This is a genomic window from Kitasatospora sp. MBT66, assembly GCF_000710405.2.
GTDB lineage: Bacteria > Actinomycetota > Actinomycetes > Streptomycetales > Streptomycetaceae > Kitasatospora > Kitasatospora purpeofusca.
In genome coordinates this window covers 175,694-190,856 of sequence record NZ_JAIY01000007.1, presented here as the reverse complement: position 1 = coordinate 190,856, position 15,163 = coordinate 175,694, and the positions used below count along the sequence as shown (strand labels likewise).

Genomic DNA, 15,163 nt, shown 5'->3' with positions numbered 1-15,163 from the left:
CCCAATCGTAATCAAAAGCATTTTAACGACTCGTCAGTAACACAAAACAGGCCCCGCTTCCTGTGCGGAGCCTGTGAGTCCAGGACGGAGATATGGGGGCTAATCCGTAGGCGTGGCAGGGAGGTTCAGGAACTTCTCAGCTTCGGGATCGCGCACGCGGCCGGGGCCAAGGTCGGGCCACCTGATCACCGAGTGACCGTCCTGAGGTTCCCTCGGTACGTAGGAAAACCCGTTGCTGGACGACGGGTCATACTGTAGGACGACCTCCTCTCTCCTTATGCGTGCCTCGAAGTTGTCAGCGGTGAGCTTCTGCCTCGCGCTGAGCGAATCGTCCCCGAGTCGCTTCCGGAGCCACAGCCTGAGTCCTTGAATGGATCCTTGGGTTTGGTGACCCGCCGCGGTCTGCACTCGCCAGACGGTGCCGATCAGGGCATTGGCCTGATTGACGTAAGGCCGGCGCCCATACCCGAGCCGATGCCGTGCAGCGTTGACCGCCTGCCTGGTGCAGCCGTACCGCGCTGCAATCTCAGGGTCGCTCATTCCCTCGATGAAGCACCTACTGAGCTCGCTGTCGCTCGGCAGCTTGTATTCAGGCATCCGAAACCTTCTCGTTCTGTCTGTCTCAGCGATGTCTATTAATGATCAAGTTGGAGCGGAGCTTACGGCTCATACGCCCAAGTTGCAAGTTACGTCAAGTCACTCGAACACCTGTTCGCATGCTCTGATGTGACCCGGGTCTCACTTTGATGAAAGGCGTCCCACCCCATTGGCTGGTGACACATACATCATTAGTGAGAGAGCAAGTGAAGCGAACGAACGAACAATTCGTAAATAGCTCCTGTGTTCAAACTAGAACTACCTCTCTTTAACTCCCATATCTCCTCCTCTTTGTGAGTCCTCAATGAGATTCCAGAGTCCGGAGGTCGGCCCCGGCTGCCAGACCAGCATCCAGCCGGGGCCGCTCACTCACCACTCAGGAGGTGACCGTGCCCAGAGCCAAAACCATCTGTCTGACGAGCGGGTGCACCTCCGTCACCGTGCGGGACGGGCGATGCGACGACCACCAGGTCCGCCGGTCGTGGGACCGGACCTCGGCCCGGAACGCGGCCCGTCCGAGTGACTGGGGTTCCCGGCGAGCCCGGGTCCTGGCCCGGGACCGATTCCGCTGCCAGCTCTGCGGAGCCCGTGAGCGCCTGGAGGTCGATCACCTCGTACCCGTCGCCCGCAGGGGCTCCTGGGAGCTCGACAACCTGTGGACCTTGTGTCGCGACTGTCACCGCCGCAAGACGTACGGCGATCGTCGCACCTGACGTCTTCCCCGCCGGTCGGAGACTATTCCGACCGGTTACCTGGTCGTAGCTCAGCTGGAAGAGCGCCCGCTTTGGGAGCGGGAGGCCGCAGGATCATGCCCTGCCGATCAGACGAGGTGCCCGTGCCGCGTACCACGGGATTCAGGGGTGTAGCTCAGCTGGTAGAGCAGCGGTCTCCAACACCGCGCGCCGGAGGTTCGAACCCTCTCATCCCTGCCATGCGGGTCGCTCCCGCAGGCCCCCGCCGTCGCCCTGATCAGGTGCGGATAGGGGCGGTGCTGGTCGTCCAGCGGCCTAGGACTCCTCCCGTGCAGGGAGGAAACACCGGTTCGAATCCGGTTCAGCACACCACAACCAACCACGTCCCCGGCCCGCCCCCTATATAGGGGAGCGGGCCTCACTCATTCTCGGAGGCCTGCCATGTCGTCTGCTCACTGCACAGGTAGCTGTGAGGACTGCATGAACGGGCGCCCGGTCCCGGCCTGGAACTCGCGAGCGGCCCGCCGGCGCAACTGGCGCCAGGACGCCTGTGACGAGCTGGAGGACCTGGCCGACCTGTACGAGGTCGACACGAGCCGGGTGAAGCTCCGGTGACCCGAGGCCCCCAGCCCAAGCCGAACGCCGTCAGGCGCAACAAGCATGAGCACGCCCAGGAGCTACCCGCCGTTGCCCAGCCCGGCCGGGAACTCCCTCGGGGCCTCGGGATCGCGACGAGCGGCGCCCGCCGCTTCTGGCGCACGTGGGCCAGCTCCCCTCAGTCCTCCCAATGGGCTGAGACCGACTGGGCCGAGCTGGAGATCACGACTCGACTTGTGGATGCCCTGTATCAGGGCGATTTGAAGTTGGCCGGTGAGATCCGGCAGCGAACCGCCAAGTGGGGCGCGACCACGGAGGACAGGAACCGCCTCCGCATGTCCATCAAGGACGAGCACCAGGACCAGGACGCCGACCAGGCGCCGGCCTCCCCCACAGACCTTGATGAGGAACTGTTCCGACTACTGAATTCGTAACGAGGTGAGCCCTTGCAGACAGGGAATCTTCCCGCAGGGGTTCCGGCTCCGAACGAGACGCTTGGCTATCAGGTCATTCGCTGGTGTCAGCGATACATTGTCCAGCCCGACGGTGAGAACGCAGGCGAGCCCTGGAAATTCACCCCCGAGCAGCTTCGGTTTGTTCTCAACTTCTACCGAATAACCCCGGATGGGAGGTGGGTCTACTCAGCCGGCACGCTTCGACGTGCAAAGGGCTGGGGAAAGTTAGACCCCACTTCTCGCAGCCCTGGCGATCGTTGAATTTATCGGCCCGTGCAGGTTCAGCCATTGGGATGCCTTTGGGCTTCCGGTAGCCAAGCGGGTACCTCTTCCTACGGTGCAGATCGGCGCTACAGCGCTCGACCAGACTGACCAGACCATGGAGATGATCCGTGGAATGCTGTCGGAGTCTCCGGCCGAGAAAGAATTCAATCTTGACATCGGCAAGGCGGTCATCCAGTTCAAGAGCGGCAAGCCCGGGACGATCCGTCCGAAGGCGACCGCCGGCCGCACCAGCGAGGGAAACCGACCCACCTTTTGCCTGATGGACGAATGCCATCACTGGGTGGGATCGAATGGGGGCCCGGACTTCTTCCAGACCCTTAAGCGGAATATCGAGAAGACCACTTCCGCGGGTTCCCGGTGGGTCTCCACGACCAATGCGTATAACCCGAATGAAGACAGTGTTGCTCAACAGATTCACGAGAGCGACATGGTTCGTCAGGGCTTCTGGCTCTACGACTGTCTTGAGGGCGACATCGAGGCCGGCGAGCTGCGCGACGAGGAGAAGGTCAAGGCCGCCCTGGTCGAGGCGTACGGAGACGCAGCCTGGGCCGACATTCCCGGCCTGACCCGTACCATCCTTTACGACCGGACTACCCCGGATTCCACCTACCTCCGCTTCTTCTTCAATGCCATCGCTGAAAGTAGCGATGGCTGGATGAGTAAGTCTGAGTGGGAATCCTGCCAGGATAACGGCGACCCAATTATACCGGGCGATCAGATCGCTTTGGGCTTCGACGGAAGTATCCGCGGTGACGCGACAGGCCTTGTCGGCGTCCGCCTCCGGGATGGCAAGCTCTTCGTGCTCGGGCTTTGGGAGAACCCCCGGGACCCCAATCAACCTGACTGGGAAGTTGATGTTCTGGCCGTCGAGGCGGCCGTGCAGAAAGCTTTCTCCATCTATCGGGTTGAGTGGATGTACTGCGACCCGCCGTATTGGCAGGAGGCCATCGGCCGGTGGGCCCTGGAGCACAACGACGGCCGAGGTACTGACTACGTCTTCGAGTACTGGACTAATAAGCCCACGCGAATGACTCAGGCAATCGAGCGGTTTCGGACCGCTGTAACGGTCCGTGACCTTTCCCATGATGGCAATGAAGACCTGACCCGTCATGTCCTGAATGCCGTGACCCGAGAAGTTCCGCAAGGACTTCTCATCACGAAGGATTCTCCCCGTTCCAAACGTAAAATCGACCTGGCCGTGTGCGCCGTCATCGCCTTTGAAGCCAGAGCCGACGCTATTGCTGATGGCCGCCTCAAGCTGCGGCGGAGGCGCGTCGTCGGCTTTTAGCGAGGCTGCATGATTGTCCCCCCAACTGGTTACAGCGCCATAGGCCCCCCGGAGAATCCGGTCCAGTGGCTCGCCTATCTCCACTCCAAGCTCCCCGGCTCCGGCTCGCCGATGAAGCGATTTGCTGAGTACTACGAAGGAAATCAGCAAAAGCTTGCCTTTTCGCAGATGCGATACAAGGATGCGTTTCGCGAGGTGTTTTCAGAGTGGCGAGACAACTTCTGTGGCATGATCATCGACTCTGCCGCAGAGCGGATGCACGTCGATGCTTTCTCCCTTCCAGGTGACTCCGGGACGGATAAGGACGCCCGGGAGTTTTGGCAGCGTTCCAGCATGGATGCCCTGTCCAACTCAGTTCACCTGGACGCCATGATTCAGGGCGTCTCCTACGCGAAGGTGTGGCCGAACAAGGCCGGAGACCCGATCATCACGCCAGCCTCCGCCGAGCGAATGGCGGTGCAGTACAAGGCCGGCTCTCTGGTCGAGATCGAGGCCGCGGCCGAGTTCAACAAGGACTCATGGGGCCGTATCGGGGCAACGCTCTGGACCCAAGATTACGTCTATGAGGTCCCTTTCGGAGAGACGGACTGGGAGAAGGGCAAGAAGGCCCGGAATCCCCTTCAGGCGGTCCCTGTCGTCGCCTTCACCAATCGGTCTCGAATCCTCGGTGACCCGTTCTCCGATCTGACGAACTGTGTCCCGATTCAGGACGCGATCAACAAAACGATCATGGACGCCTTGACCGCGTCCGAGATGGCAGCGTTCCCTCAGAGGCATGTCACAGGCCTTGAGATCCAGGAGGACGCTGACGGCCGGCCGATCGAGCCGTTCAAGGTCGCGGTGGACAAGATCCTCCAGGCAGAGGACCCCCAGGCACGTTTCGGCTCATTCCCGGCCGCCGACCTCGGGAATTACGTGACCTTGGTCAGTATGCTTGTCCAGCACCTCAGCTCGGTATCCAGGCTCCCCCATCACTATTTCCTGGTGAACGGCGGCTCAACACCTTCCGGTGAGTCGATCATCTCGGCCGAGGCTGGGCTAGTTGCAAAGGTTCGAGAGAGAATGCTGCACTTCGGTGAGGCATGGGAGCGGGTAATCCGCCTGTGCTTTGCCATCAAGGGCGACAAGCGCCGGAACGCCTTCAGCCTGGAAACGGTCTGGAAGGACCCCGAATACCGGACCGAGGCTCAGCACATTGATGCCCTTCTGAAGCTCAAGCAGCTCAACGTCCCTGAAGAGCAGTTGTGGAGCGACGCGGGTTACTCCTCCGCCCAGATCGAATCCTTCCGCGAAATGCGAAAGGCAGACGCTAAGGCGGCTGCGGAGATCCAGAAGCTCGGCCCGCAGCCGCAGCATGACCCTGCTGCCCTGGAAGGGAAGAAGGCGGCCAGCAAGCCGCCTCAGGGCAATGCTGGCAACGCAAACCGCAAGATCCACGAAGTCAAGAAGTAACGCCGAAATGGCGAGCCCATCCGGAATGGAGATCACCCATGCCTGAGCCTGAGAACACCCCCGCTCCTGAGCCGACCCCGACCACTCCCCCGGAGACTCTGCCGGCCGACGCGCCGGAGGTCGAGAAGTGGAAGGCCCTGTCTCGCCAGAACGAACAGCGCTGGAAGACGGCTTCGAAGGAGCTTGAGGACCTTAAGGCGGCCCAGCTGTCTGACGCGGACAAGGCGCTCGCCGACGCCCGCGCAGAGGGCCGCAAGTCGGCCCTTTCTGAGGTCGGCACCTCGCTGGTGCAGGCGGAGATTCGTGCTCAGGCCGCCACCGCAGGCGTTTCCGTGTCGACGGACTACCTGGATCTGAACCGGTTCCTGGCCGATGACGGCCGCGCCGACGCAGAGAAGGTGAAGGGGTACATCGAATCCCTTCCGAAGCCCTCGACCGAGCCGAAGTTCCCTGAGCTTCAGGGTGCCGGCTACCACCGAGGCGGCGGTCCCGGCGTCACGAGCATGGACCCGTCGGAACTCGCCGACCTCATTGCAGGTGGCCGGTTCCTGTAGGTCTCCCTTTTTTTGCCCTCTTACTTGCAACTCGACGTTTGCTTGCAAGTAGGTCGCTGAGTAACTAACCGCACACTTCGTTAAGCCCTGGTGCCCACCTGCTTTTGCAGGTCGGGCGCCGGGGCTTTTTTTATGCCCTGGAGCATGCATGGCGTCTACCACCCATCATTTCAATCTCGACCCCAAGCAGGTCACCATTGCGGCGCTCGGTCTTCTGGACCGGCAGCTGACTCTCGGCAGCCTCCCTGCCCGATACTCCGAGCTGAATTTTACTGGCGGCGTCGGTGACGTCATCAACGTGAACCGCGAGTCCCGAGGCATTCCGGTCGTGGCGGGTGGGATCACCGCGCCGATCACCAACCCGATTACCGGTGACAAGAACGTTTTCGCGGCTGCGTCTGATCGGCCACTTCCTTCGGCTGACCGTAAGGCGCCGACCGGCTTCATCAACGAGAGCCGTTTTCCGGTTCAGCTCACCACGCTGGCACAGAACTCCACCGTTCTGAGCATGGAGCAGGTGGCGTTTGACCTCCGCCAGTTCGGTTCTCAGGTGCTCTCTAAGCTCACCCGAGGTTTTGCCGAGTACTTCGATGACACCGCCGCGGCTTTCATCAAGGCGAACATCACCCGGTCCGGCCTGACTGCTGGTCAGAAGAATGCGATCGGTGGCGACGTTTCCGTCACCATTCCGGCTGCCGATGGTACTGCCGCGACCCTTTCGAAGCGTGCTCTCAATATCCGAACCGCCCTGGTGGATGCGCGTCTCGCGCTCAACCTTGCGAATGTCCCGACCTCCGAGCGGTATCTGATCGCCGGTCCGGAAATCGAAGCGATTCTGCTCAAGGACCCGGAATTCGTGGCGGTCGACTATTCCGGCGACACCAACGCGCTTCGCCGGGCGACCATTGGCCGGATCTACGGTTTCGACATCGTGATTCACAACTCCTTCAGCCTGGAGATGTACCTTTTCCATCGCTCGGCGCTGTTCCTGGTTTCGGCTTGCCCCGCCATTCCGATGGGTGCCGTCAACGGTGCGATCCAGAATGTGAACGGCATCGCTACCCGAATGCTGATCGATTACGATTTCGGCAAGAAGGCAGACACGATCGGCCTGGACACCATGTACGGTCTGGCGACCGTCAAGGAAGACCCGGACTACAGCGTCCGAGGCACTGTGATCGGCGAGAAGTTTGTCCGCGGTCTCAAGGTTTCCGTTACCGAGGCTCCGGCGGGTTGATGAAACGTCTCGCCACCGCTGAGGACGTGGCCGCCCGTCTTGGGCGGCCCGTCCTGGACGACGAGCGTCCCCGGGTTGAAGCCCTGCTGGATGACGCGTCGGCGCTCATCGCCGAGCACTGCACTGGCAGTTGGGACAGGGCCACCCCTCCGGCCTCGTTCAAGGTGATCGCCTGCGCTGAGGTGATCCGCTGGCTGTCCGTAACGCCCGGTGTGGTGAGCGAGCGTACCGGCGAGCTGGAGGTCCAGTTCGCGGCCTCCGCCGCAACAGCCGGCCTCTCCGAGGCCGCGAAGTCAGGCCTCCGCCGCTACCGGCGGGGCCTCTCCTCGATCCGCCTCACCACGTGGGACCCGATACCGGTTGAGGAGGTGCTGCCATCCGATACACCGAACCCGTAGAGGTCTGGCGCGCCGCCCTGGTGGCGGACGCCTACACCAACCGGCGGGACTGGGAGAACTCCGTCCGGGTCTGGTCGGGCCTGGCCAACGTCCAGCCTGGCAAGCCCTACACGGTCCGGTCCCCCGAACGGGAGACCACGGTTGACCGGCTTCTCGTCTACCTCCCGCCCCGTGCCGATGTCGACTCCGCGGACCGCATCACGGTCCGAGGGGTGGTCTACCAGATCGAGGACGAGCCCGCCGTCTGGAAGGCCGGTGTCCTCTCGCACATCACGGTCAAGGCTGTGAGGGTGCGCCGATGACCAAGTTCACCTTGCGCATGGATCGCAACTGGGAACGGGCGGTTCTGTCCCTCCCCCAGGCCCGAGAGATTGTTGAGCTCCACACCGCCGACGTTGCCGCCCTGGCTATCAAGGAGGCCCCCAGGGCCTCGGCGACCAGAGGGAACTGGAACGCGATCAAGAAGAACATCGAGGCCATGGTCACGCTCTACGACCAGGGTTGGTATGGACAGGTGGTCGTGGAGTTCGACAGGGACGTCCGACACTCCATGCTCCAGGAACGAGGCTGGAGGGACCGCGCCGGCCGCCGTCACCCTGGCAGGTTCTACCTCAAGGAAGCCCTGGCGAAGGCGAGGATTGAATGACTGATCCCGTCAATACCCTTTGGGAGTACCTGAGTTCACTGCCCGACCTCCCCAAGGGCTCCGTGACCGGGGACCTGGTGGGCCGCGAGGCCGGCGAGACGACCGTGTACCTGAATGAATCAGGCGGTCATCGGCTGGTCCGGGATCGCATGGACCGGGCAGACATCGAGTACGACGTGTACGCCGAAGACCGTGCAGAGGCGAAGCGCCTCGCGCTCCTGGTCCGCCGACACCTCCTTGAGGAGCTGCCTGGCCGGGAAGTCGCCGGCGCCCTGGTGCTCGACGTGGACGAGATTTCCCGGCCCCGGTACTACCCGGACAGCGTGAGCCGAGAGCACATGTACGGCGGCGAGATCGCCGTGTTCTTCGTAGAGGCCTAGACCCTCCGACTTTCCCCAATCTTCCCCCTTTTCCCCAAGCCCTGATGCCCTTTGCGGCCTCGGGGCCTTTTTTATGCCCGGAGGCCAATGCGTATGGCTAATGACGCCCAGAAGATTCGATTTGCCCCCAACGGCGGCATCTTTGTTGCACCGGCCCCGAACGGCCTTCCAACTGGTACCCAGCTTCCCGTAGACGTCGGTGACGGCAAGGCCGTCCCTACTGGCTACAAGGCGCTCGGCTACGCTGACGAGAGCGGCGTTACGATCACGCCGTCTATTGAGACTGACCCGGTTAATGCGTGGCAGTCTGCCACGCCAGTTCTCTACAACGTCAAGTCTGCGAGCATGCAGATCAAGGCGACCCTGATGGAAACCAATCAGCTCACGACTGAGCTTTTCTGGGGTGCTCCGTGGCTGGCGGTCGTAGATAAGGACGGAAAGGAAACCGGCACCTATCGCCTTGACCTTTCTTCGACTCCCGACCTTCAGGAAGTCTCCCTGGTGGTCGACTGGTCCCAGCGAGGTGTTCTGTATCGCTGTGTGATTCCGCGGGCCATGATTTCTGATCGTGGCGCGATTACCCTTCAGCGCGTCGAGGCCCAGAAGTACGAGCTCACCATTTCGGCTCTGGATGCGAACGGATCGCTTGGCTTTGTGCTGACTAACGACAACATCAAGTCGACTGGTGGTGGCGTTACTCCGCCTCCTCCATTCGCGTCGACCGTGACCGTTCCGGGCTATTCCACGAATGACGGCGCGAATGCTGCGTGGACTGCGCGAGTGGCCGCGTCTGGTATCACCAGCCCGGCCACTATCAAGCTCCTCAATGGCGCCGGCACCGCCTTCCAGCTTCAGACCACGCTGAATTCTGACGGCACCTACGACGTGACCATTCCGAAGCCGCAGACCACTGCGGAGATCAAGGTCACCCACGCCGGTGTGGATTACTGCTTCACCGTCGCCGATAAGACGCAGACCGGTAGCTCGAAGACCTGCACGGTCGTTTCCGGCTAATCAGCTGAAGGCCCCTGCCGGGGAGGGCAATAGTCCCCGGCCCCCCTTTCTTTCCTTTTAGATGCTGGAGTTCCCCAATGGCTACTGTCAAGAAGACCACCGCCCCGAAGACTGCCGTCGCTGCTGCGAAGGCGGAGGCCACCGACGAGCCGACGACCTTCGAGCACGCGGGCGTGACTTTCGCTGTCCCGGCCCCGCTGGATATGCCGCTGGAGCTTCTGGAGGTCACCTCTGAGGTGGAGGCTGTCCGCCTGATCGTGGGTGAGGATTCTTGGGCTGCCTACCGGGCGACCCGCCCGACCATCCGTGACTTCCAGGTTCTCTCTGACCTGGTCAACGAGGCTCAGGCCGGCTCGGGAAACTGATCGCCACCGTCCACGTCATCCGGGACCACAGTGAGGCCCTGGAGGCCGATCTTCTGGAGTTCTACGGGGTCGATCTCCTGGACCTGTGGCGTGGACGGCTCTCGCTCCGTCGTGTGCATGTGCTGATCTGCGGATTGATGCGCAAGCCCGGACGCTCCGCCCTCCTGGCGGAGCTTGACGAAACCGCGCAGTGGGGCACCGCGGAACACCTACTCGCGCGCGTATCGGATGCCCTTGAGGCATCCAACTACCTCTTCATCAAGGCCAATTCATCCGAAGTCGATGACCTCCCCATCCCGGAGCCGGTCCCTCGACCGGGCCTTGATATCGCCGAACTCGCCAGCCCCGAACCGGACTTCGCCAACGGGGCGGAGGTAGCCGGCTTCTTCACCCACATGAGCACGCTCTGACCCTGGAGGCCGCATGGCACCATCGACTCGCGGCCCCATCAAGGTCGGCTCCGGCTACATCGAGATCAACACCAATCTCAGCAATGAGTCCCTGGCGAAGTTCCGAGCCGAGCTGACCGAGCAGATGGAGCGGGCGGGCGCGGAGGCCGGAAAGGCGTTCGGCACCGCCACCACCAAGGGGTTCTCCGACCTTCCGAAGGCCGCTGCGACCGCAGCCAAGAAGGCCGGCGCCGCCGTCGAGGCAGAGGGTAAGGACAGCGCCGCCACCCTCGCCCGCATCGAGCGGGAGCTGACGACTCAGTTCGGCAACGAGGCCGCCCGCCGCTTCCGTGAGGCCCGGGACCTGGAGGCCCGCAAGCAAGCTCTGGCCGAGGAAACCAGCACCGTCACTCAGCGAGCCCTACGCACGGCCGTGCAGCAGGAGACCGAGGCGGCCACGGCCCGGAGCCGACTGACTCAGCAGCAGGAGCGGGAGCGGGTAGCCAGCATCCGCCGCATGGCGGAGGAGAACGCCCGAGCTGCCCGCGAGGAGCAGTTGACCAGGCAGCGTGCCCTTGAGGACGAAGTCCGGATCGATCGGGAGATCGAGGCCACCCGCCTCCGCCTGGAGCGGGAAACGCAAGCCGCCATCCGGGAAACTGCACTCCTCCGCCAGGCCGCCCACCGTGACGCCCTACGGGACCAGATCGCCCAGAATTCCGCCGTACGGGACGGCCTGCGTCAGCAGCTCGCCGAGACCCGCACGATCATGTCTCAGGTCAGCTCCACGCACACCAGCGCCCTCACCCGGATGCAAGGCGGTTGGAAGAAGCTCACCGAGGGCACCGAGAAGTTCGGCACGTCGATTTCCGAGACGGGAAATCTCCTCGTCAACAAGATCGTTGCCCCGCTGTCTCTTGCGGCCAGCGCCGCTACTGCCATCGGTGTGAAGTCCGCTGATGCCATGATCTCTTCCCAGACCGGTCTTTCCGGGATGGGAATCCAGCTCAAGGACGTCAACTCGCTCCTGGAGCAGATGACTTCTTTCGGTGTCGAGACTCCTTACTCGATTACCGACATGCTGAAGTACGGCACCCGGTATGCACGTGCCAATGCCGCCCACAACCACGACTTCAACTCGGCGGACCCGGAGAAGAAGGCGAAGGGCTCCACCGAAGTTGCTCAGCGGTCCGTGGACATGGTCCGAATGATCGGTGACTCGGCCGCCTATGGCGGTGTCCTCGATCCGACCATGGTGTCCCAGGGCATGTACGCCCTGGAGGTCATTCAGGACATGGGCCGAACTCCGCTCCGCAATTTGAAGCAGCTTGAGCGCGCAATTGGTCTCCCCGCACAGCAGATTGCCAAGATGGTGGGCTTCAAGGACCGCGCTTTCACCCCGGCCGAGCTTAAGGCCAAGGCGGAGATGACCAAGCAATCTGGTGCCATCCTGGACCAGCCCGCGACTTACGAAGCATCGGCCCAGCTGATGGATTTCATGGCGCGAGCCAAGGACACCGGCGGCTTGTCCGGCGAGCAGCTTATCCAGAAGCTCCTGGAGCACTGGAAGAGCGAGCCCAATCTGATGGGTGCGGCCAAGCGCATGGGTGGCGCCACGATTTCCGGCCGCCTGGAAAACATGAAGGAAAACGCACAGTTCCGCCTTGGCAAGCTGTTTTATACCGAGGGTGAAGACGGCTCCTACGGCTACACCGGTCTCGGCTCGAAGATCATGGGCCACAAGGTCACTGACGAGAAGGGCGTAACCACCTATGAGGGTGGCCTTCTAAACGACGTCCAGGATATCGGCAAGAGTGCCTTTCCGACTCTCAAGCTCGTGATGGAGAAATTCATCGGGGCCTTGTCGAAGTTGACCGAGTGGATCAAGAAGGCATCGGAATACCTCGAAGAGCATCCGGGTCTTCGGGATCTCCTGATCAAGGCGGCTCAGATGGCGGCCGTGCTGGGGCCTGCAGCTATCGCGGTGGGCGCCGTGGCGAAGATCCTCGGCAAGGGCGGACAGCTGGTCGGTACTGCGGCCGGCCTCGTCACCCGGCCTGCAATGGCGGCTGGTCGAGGTGTCCGCGGAGCTAGCCGTGTGGCTCGCCAGGCCCGCGCCGGCTTCGCTTCCCGAGGTGAGGGTGACGGCTTCCTCCGTGGCTACCGGACCCGCCGCATCGAGCTGACCGGCGGTACTCGGGGAGATGAGCGCCGGACCCGGAACGAAATCCGGGACCTCGAAGCGCAGATCCGTTCAGCAGACGCTCAGACCGCCGAGCTCCGCCGTGAGCTCCAGGCCGTGAACTCCACTCAGCTCCGCTCGATCATCTCTGAACTGTCGGGCGGGAACCGCTCGGTAGAGGGTGCAGCACAGTCCGCTCGTACCGAGATCCGCCAGGTCCAGACGCAGGGGATCGAGCCCCTGAACCGGGCCTCGCTCTCCGGCCTCCGTGGTGAGTTCACCGCCACCCACCAAGACGTTGAGCGCCTGGCCGCCGCACTCCGCGATGCTCAGCGCGAGGTCACCCAGCTCGACGGCAAGCGGCTGACCGCCCTCAAGGTCGCCATCGACAGTGCGCACGGCACCGTGGCAGACCTGCGGGAAAAGGTCGAGGACACCTCTCGGTCGCTAGGCCAGCTCGACGGCAAGAAGCTGGTAGGCCTGAAGGTCCAGGTCGACTCAGCACACGGCACGGTTGCCGACCTGAAGAACAAGGTGGACGACACCGCTCGGGCTGTCGGGCTCCTGGACGCTAAGAACCTCAACGCGCTCTCGGCAGAGTTCCGCCAGGCCCATGGGGCCGCTGACCAGTTGTACGAGAAGGTTGGCATGGGCACGGGCTCCACTTCGGTGGCCGGCCGGGTCGGCCTGCTCGATCAGCGCTCGCTGGCCGGCCTGCGGAATGAATTCTCACTCCTGCACAGCTCTGCTGACTCGGTACACGAGAAGGTGGGCCAAGGCACAGGTGCGACATCGCTTGCCGGGCGGGTTGGGCTCCTGAATCAGCGGTCCCTGTCGGGCCTGAAGAATGAATTCGATGGAGTTCACAACTCGGCCGATTCCGCCTTCAACAAGGTTGGCATGGGTACCGGCGCTGAGTCCCTGGCGGGCCGAATAGGCCTGCTGAACGGGAGGTCCCTGAAGGACATCAAGGAGCAGGTGGAGAAGCTGGGCGGTGCCCTCAACACCGCTCATGGACACGCCGATAACCTCGACAAGTCCATTGACAGCATCTCGAAGAAGGCTCCCGGAGGAACGTCCGGCGGTTCTCCCGCGAAGCCGGACAACAAGAAGAAATATGCGACCGGTGGTGTTCTCCCGGGCTATGCGCCTGGCGTCGATACCATTCCCGCGATGCTTTCTCCTGGTGAGGCGATCCTTCGCCCTGAGGTCACCGCGGCTCTCGGTCCGGCACTGATTCACAGCTGGAATGCGGCGGCTCGAAAGGGCCACCTCAGTCGGTTCGCCGGCGGTGGCATCGCCGGGCGTCTCGGGTTCAACGAGATCACTGAGGCTATCCGCCTTCAGAATGTCTGGCCTTACGCCACTGGCGCCGCCAACGTGATGACGCTCTCCAGGTCCTCGGATGACATTGGCGGGGATGCTCGGAGCGGAATTCTCGGCGTCGGATCCAATACGTCTCGCTGGATTGGATCCGGGGTCGCGGATCGCTTCCGAAACATGTTCAACTTCGTGACGGACGATTCTTGGAAGCTCCTCCGCCGAGTCCCAACGGTTCTCGGTCAGGTCGCCGGTGTCGCCGGTGGAACTATCGCCCCGATCCTTGGGGACTACTTCTGGGATGACGTCTGGAAGGGCAACGGGAACATCATCGACCGAGGAAACAGGTTCCTCGGTGACACCTTCTCGGTCGAAACCCTGAAGCGTGCCGGGTCGAATCTCGTAGGCGGCTTGTGGGAATCCGTCAAGTCGCTGGTCGGCGGGGCAAAGGATCTCATTACTGATCCCGTCGGCAGCGTCAAGGACGCCTTCACCGCGATTTGGGACATGGCCTCGTCCGAGACTGACCAGGTCGTCGACATGGTCAAGGCGATCAAGGAAATTTACGATGCCCCCGACGAGTACGCCGGTTCGGTCCTCTTTGACGTGCTGAGCACGGCCAAGGAAGCCATGCCCAATACTGAGGGTCTTTTCGACTTCGGTAGCGGCGAGAAGGTTTCCAGTGGAGGAATCCCGAAGGAAGCCTTCAATTTCATGGATGTCCTCGGCGGAAAGCTGGACCCGACCGGTGACCAGGTCACCCGGTGGCGTCCGACTGTTCAGCGAGTCCTCGGGGAACTGGGCGTCAGTCAGGATTACACCGACCTGATCCTTCACCGCATCAAGGTCGAGTCCGGTGGTGATCCGAATGCGGTGAACAACTGGGACAGCAACGCGCTGAATCCCAACATCGGCGCGAGTGCGGGTCTCATGCAGACGATTCCGGCCACGTTCGCAGCCTACGCCGGCCCGTACCTGGACCTGGGTCGCATGAATGGTCTCGCGAGCATCTACGCAGGTCTGAACTATGCCATGCACCGATACGGGGCCGGATGGCCCCAGGCCCTTTCCGGGACCTCCGGATACTGGTCTGGGACGCTTTCCGCCTCTCCCGGAATGCGCTTGGTCGGCGAGCACGGTCCGGAGCTGGTGAATTTCCGTGGAGGGGAGCGCGTCCACGACGCTCCTGCTACCCGTCGAATGCTCCAGGGCAAGGCCTACGAGATTCACGTGCACGAGGCGAAAAGCGAGGACACCACACAGGCCGTTCTGCGGGCCATGCAGTACGCGGAGGTTATGTCAGCCATGTAAT

General features: G+C 62.6%; 15 protein-coding genes and 3 tRNA genes. 17 read left to right on the top strand and 1 reads right to left on the bottom strand.

Translation table 11 applies throughout. The features are described from left to right. Positions 1-99: 99 nt before the first annotated feature. Positions 100-597, bottom strand: a complete 498-nt coding sequence (locus BI06_RS20325; protein ID WP_043470330.1) for a hypothetical protein — start codon at positions 595-597, stop codon at positions 100-102. Between the two features lie 383 nt (positions 598-980). Between BI06_RS20325 and BI06_RS46555 the strand changes: the two genes are divergently transcribed. From BI06_RS46555 to BI06_RS20245, 17 genes are all read left to right on the top strand, one after another. Continuing rightward, positions 981-1,310, top strand: coding sequence for an HNH endonuclease (locus tag BI06_RS46555; RefSeq protein ID WP_082558594.1), 330 nt, complete (start codon positions 981-983; stop codon positions 1,308-1,310). A 39-nt stretch (positions 1,311-1,349) separates the two neighbouring features. Then, positions 1,350-1,422 (top strand) — tRNA-Pro (locus tag BI06_RS20320). A gap of 31 nt (positions 1,423-1,453) precedes the next feature. Continuing rightward, a tRNA-Trp gene (locus BI06_RS20315) sits at positions 1,454-1,529 on the top strand. Positions 1,530-1,585: 56 nt separating this feature from the next. Continuing rightward, positions 1,586-1,661: transfer RNA gene (locus BI06_RS20310), tRNA-Ala, on the top strand. Between the two features lie 108 nt (positions 1,662-1,769). Beyond that, positions 1,770-1,904: a hypothetical protein gene (locus BI06_RS54740; protein WP_255360234.1), complete on the top strand. Its 135-nt coding sequence runs from the start codon at positions 1,770-1,772 to the stop codon at positions 1,902-1,904. Between the two features lie 816 nt (positions 1,905-2,720). Then, a complete protein-coding gene (locus BI06_RS48215; protein WP_199523322.1) occupies positions 2,721-3,914 on the top strand; it encodes a terminase large subunit in 1,194 nt (397 codons plus the stop codon). A gap of 9 nt (positions 3,915-3,923) precedes the next feature. After that, positions 3,924-5,366 carry a phage portal protein gene (locus tag BI06_RS46545; RefSeq protein ID WP_082558593.1) on the top strand — a complete coding sequence of 481 codons (1,443 nt, stop codon included), beginning with the start codon at positions 3,924-3,926 and terminating at the stop codon, positions 5,364-5,366. 38 nt (positions 5,367-5,404) lie between these two features. Beyond that, the gene (locus tag BI06_RS20290; protein ID WP_043470322.1) at positions 5,405-5,920 is read left to right on the top strand and encodes a hypothetical protein; all 516 of its coding nucleotides are present in this window, start codon (positions 5,405-5,407) and stop codon (positions 5,918-5,920) included. 148 nt (positions 5,921-6,068) lie between these two features. Continuing rightward, positions 6,069-7,157, top strand: coding sequence for a phage capsid protein (locus BI06_RS20285; protein WP_043470320.1), 1,089 nt, complete (start codon positions 6,069-6,071; stop codon positions 7,155-7,157). After that, entirely contained in the window at positions 7,157-7,555 is a 399-nt protein-coding gene (locus tag BI06_RS20280) for a hypothetical protein (protein ID WP_043470318.1), read from the top strand. Before BI06_RS20285 ends, BI06_RS20280 begins: the two co-directional genes overlap by 1 nt. A gap of 20 nt (positions 7,556-7,575) precedes the next feature. Then, on the top strand, positions 7,576-7,857 hold the full coding sequence (locus BI06_RS20275) for a hypothetical protein (protein WP_043470316.1): 282 nt from the start codon (positions 7,576-7,578) through the stop codon (positions 7,855-7,857). Continuing rightward, positions 7,854-8,201: a hypothetical protein gene (locus BI06_RS20270; protein ID WP_051741476.1), complete on the top strand. Its 348-nt coding sequence runs from the start codon at positions 7,854-7,856 to the stop codon at positions 8,199-8,201. The genes BI06_RS20275 and BI06_RS20270 overlap by 4 nt, the downstream gene beginning before the upstream one ends. Continuing rightward, positions 8,198-8,581: a hypothetical protein gene (locus tag BI06_RS20265; RefSeq protein WP_043470313.1), complete on the top strand. Its 384-nt coding sequence runs from the start codon at positions 8,198-8,200 to the stop codon at positions 8,579-8,581. Before BI06_RS20270 ends, BI06_RS20265 begins: the two co-directional genes overlap by 4 nt. Before the next feature lie 93 nt (positions 8,582-8,674). Then, positions 8,675-9,595 carry a hypothetical protein gene (locus BI06_RS20260; protein WP_051741475.1) on the top strand — a complete coding sequence of 307 codons (921 nt, stop codon included), beginning with the start codon at positions 8,675-8,677 and terminating at the stop codon, positions 9,593-9,595. Between the two features lie 77 nt (positions 9,596-9,672). Continuing rightward, positions 9,673-9,960, top strand: coding sequence for a hypothetical protein (locus tag BI06_RS20255; protein WP_051741473.1), 288 nt, complete (start codon positions 9,673-9,675; stop codon positions 9,958-9,960). Between the two features lie 113 nt (positions 9,961-10,073). Continuing rightward, on the top strand, positions 10,074-10,370 hold the full coding sequence (locus BI06_RS20250) for a hypothetical protein (protein WP_233290232.1): 297 nt from the start codon (positions 10,074-10,076) through the stop codon (positions 10,368-10,370). Positions 10,371-10,383: 13 nt separating this feature from the next. Beyond that, on the top strand, positions 10,384-15,162 hold the full coding sequence (locus BI06_RS20245) for a transglycosylase SLT domain-containing protein (protein ID WP_051741471.1): 4,779 nt from the start codon (positions 10,384-10,386) through the stop codon (positions 15,160-15,162). Position 15,163: the final 1 nt, after the last annotated feature.

Bases quoted from the DNA above. Each gene is read 5' to 3' on its own strand.
- BI06_RS20325 (WP_043470330.1), bottom strand. From the start codon at position 597: ATGCCTGAATACAAGCTGCCGAGCGACAGCGAGCTCAGTAGGTGCTTC.
- BI06_RS54740 (WP_255360234.1), top strand. From the start codon at position 1,770: ATGAACGGGCGCCCGGTCCCGGCCTGGAACTCGCGAGCGGCCCGCCGG.
- BI06_RS48215 (WP_199523322.1), top strand. From the start codon at position 2,721: ATGGAGATGATCCGTGGAATGCTGTCGGAGTCTCCGGCCGAGAAAGAA.
- BI06_RS46545 (WP_082558593.1), top strand. From the start codon at position 3,924: ATGATTGTCCCCCCAACTGGTTACAGCGCCATAGGCCCCCCGGAGAAT.
- BI06_RS20290 (WP_043470322.1), top strand. From the start codon at position 5,405: ATGCCTGAGCCTGAGAACACCCCCGCTCCTGAGCCGACCCCGACCACT.
- BI06_RS20285 (WP_043470320.1), top strand. From the start codon at position 6,069: ATGGCGTCTACCACCCATCATTTCAATCTCGACCCCAAGCAGGTCACC.
- BI06_RS20280 (WP_043470318.1), top strand. From the start codon at position 7,157: ATGAAACGTCTCGCCACCGCTGAGGACGTGGCCGCCCGTCTTGGGCGG.
- BI06_RS20270 (WP_051741476.1), top strand. From the start codon at position 7,854: ATGACCAAGTTCACCTTGCGCATGGATCGCAACTGGGAACGGGCGGTT.
- BI06_RS20265 (WP_043470313.1), top strand. From the start codon at position 8,198: ATGACTGATCCCGTCAATACCCTTTGGGAGTACCTGAGTTCACTGCCC.
- BI06_RS20260 (WP_051741475.1), top strand. From the start codon at position 8,675: ATGGCTAATGACGCCCAGAAGATTCGATTTGCCCCCAACGGCGGCATC.
- BI06_RS20255 (WP_051741473.1), top strand. From the start codon at position 9,673: ATGGCTACTGTCAAGAAGACCACCGCCCCGAAGACTGCCGTCGCTGCT.
- BI06_RS20245 (WP_051741471.1), top strand. From the start codon at position 10,384: ATGGCACCATCGACTCGCGGCCCCATCAAGGTCGGCTCCGGCTACATC.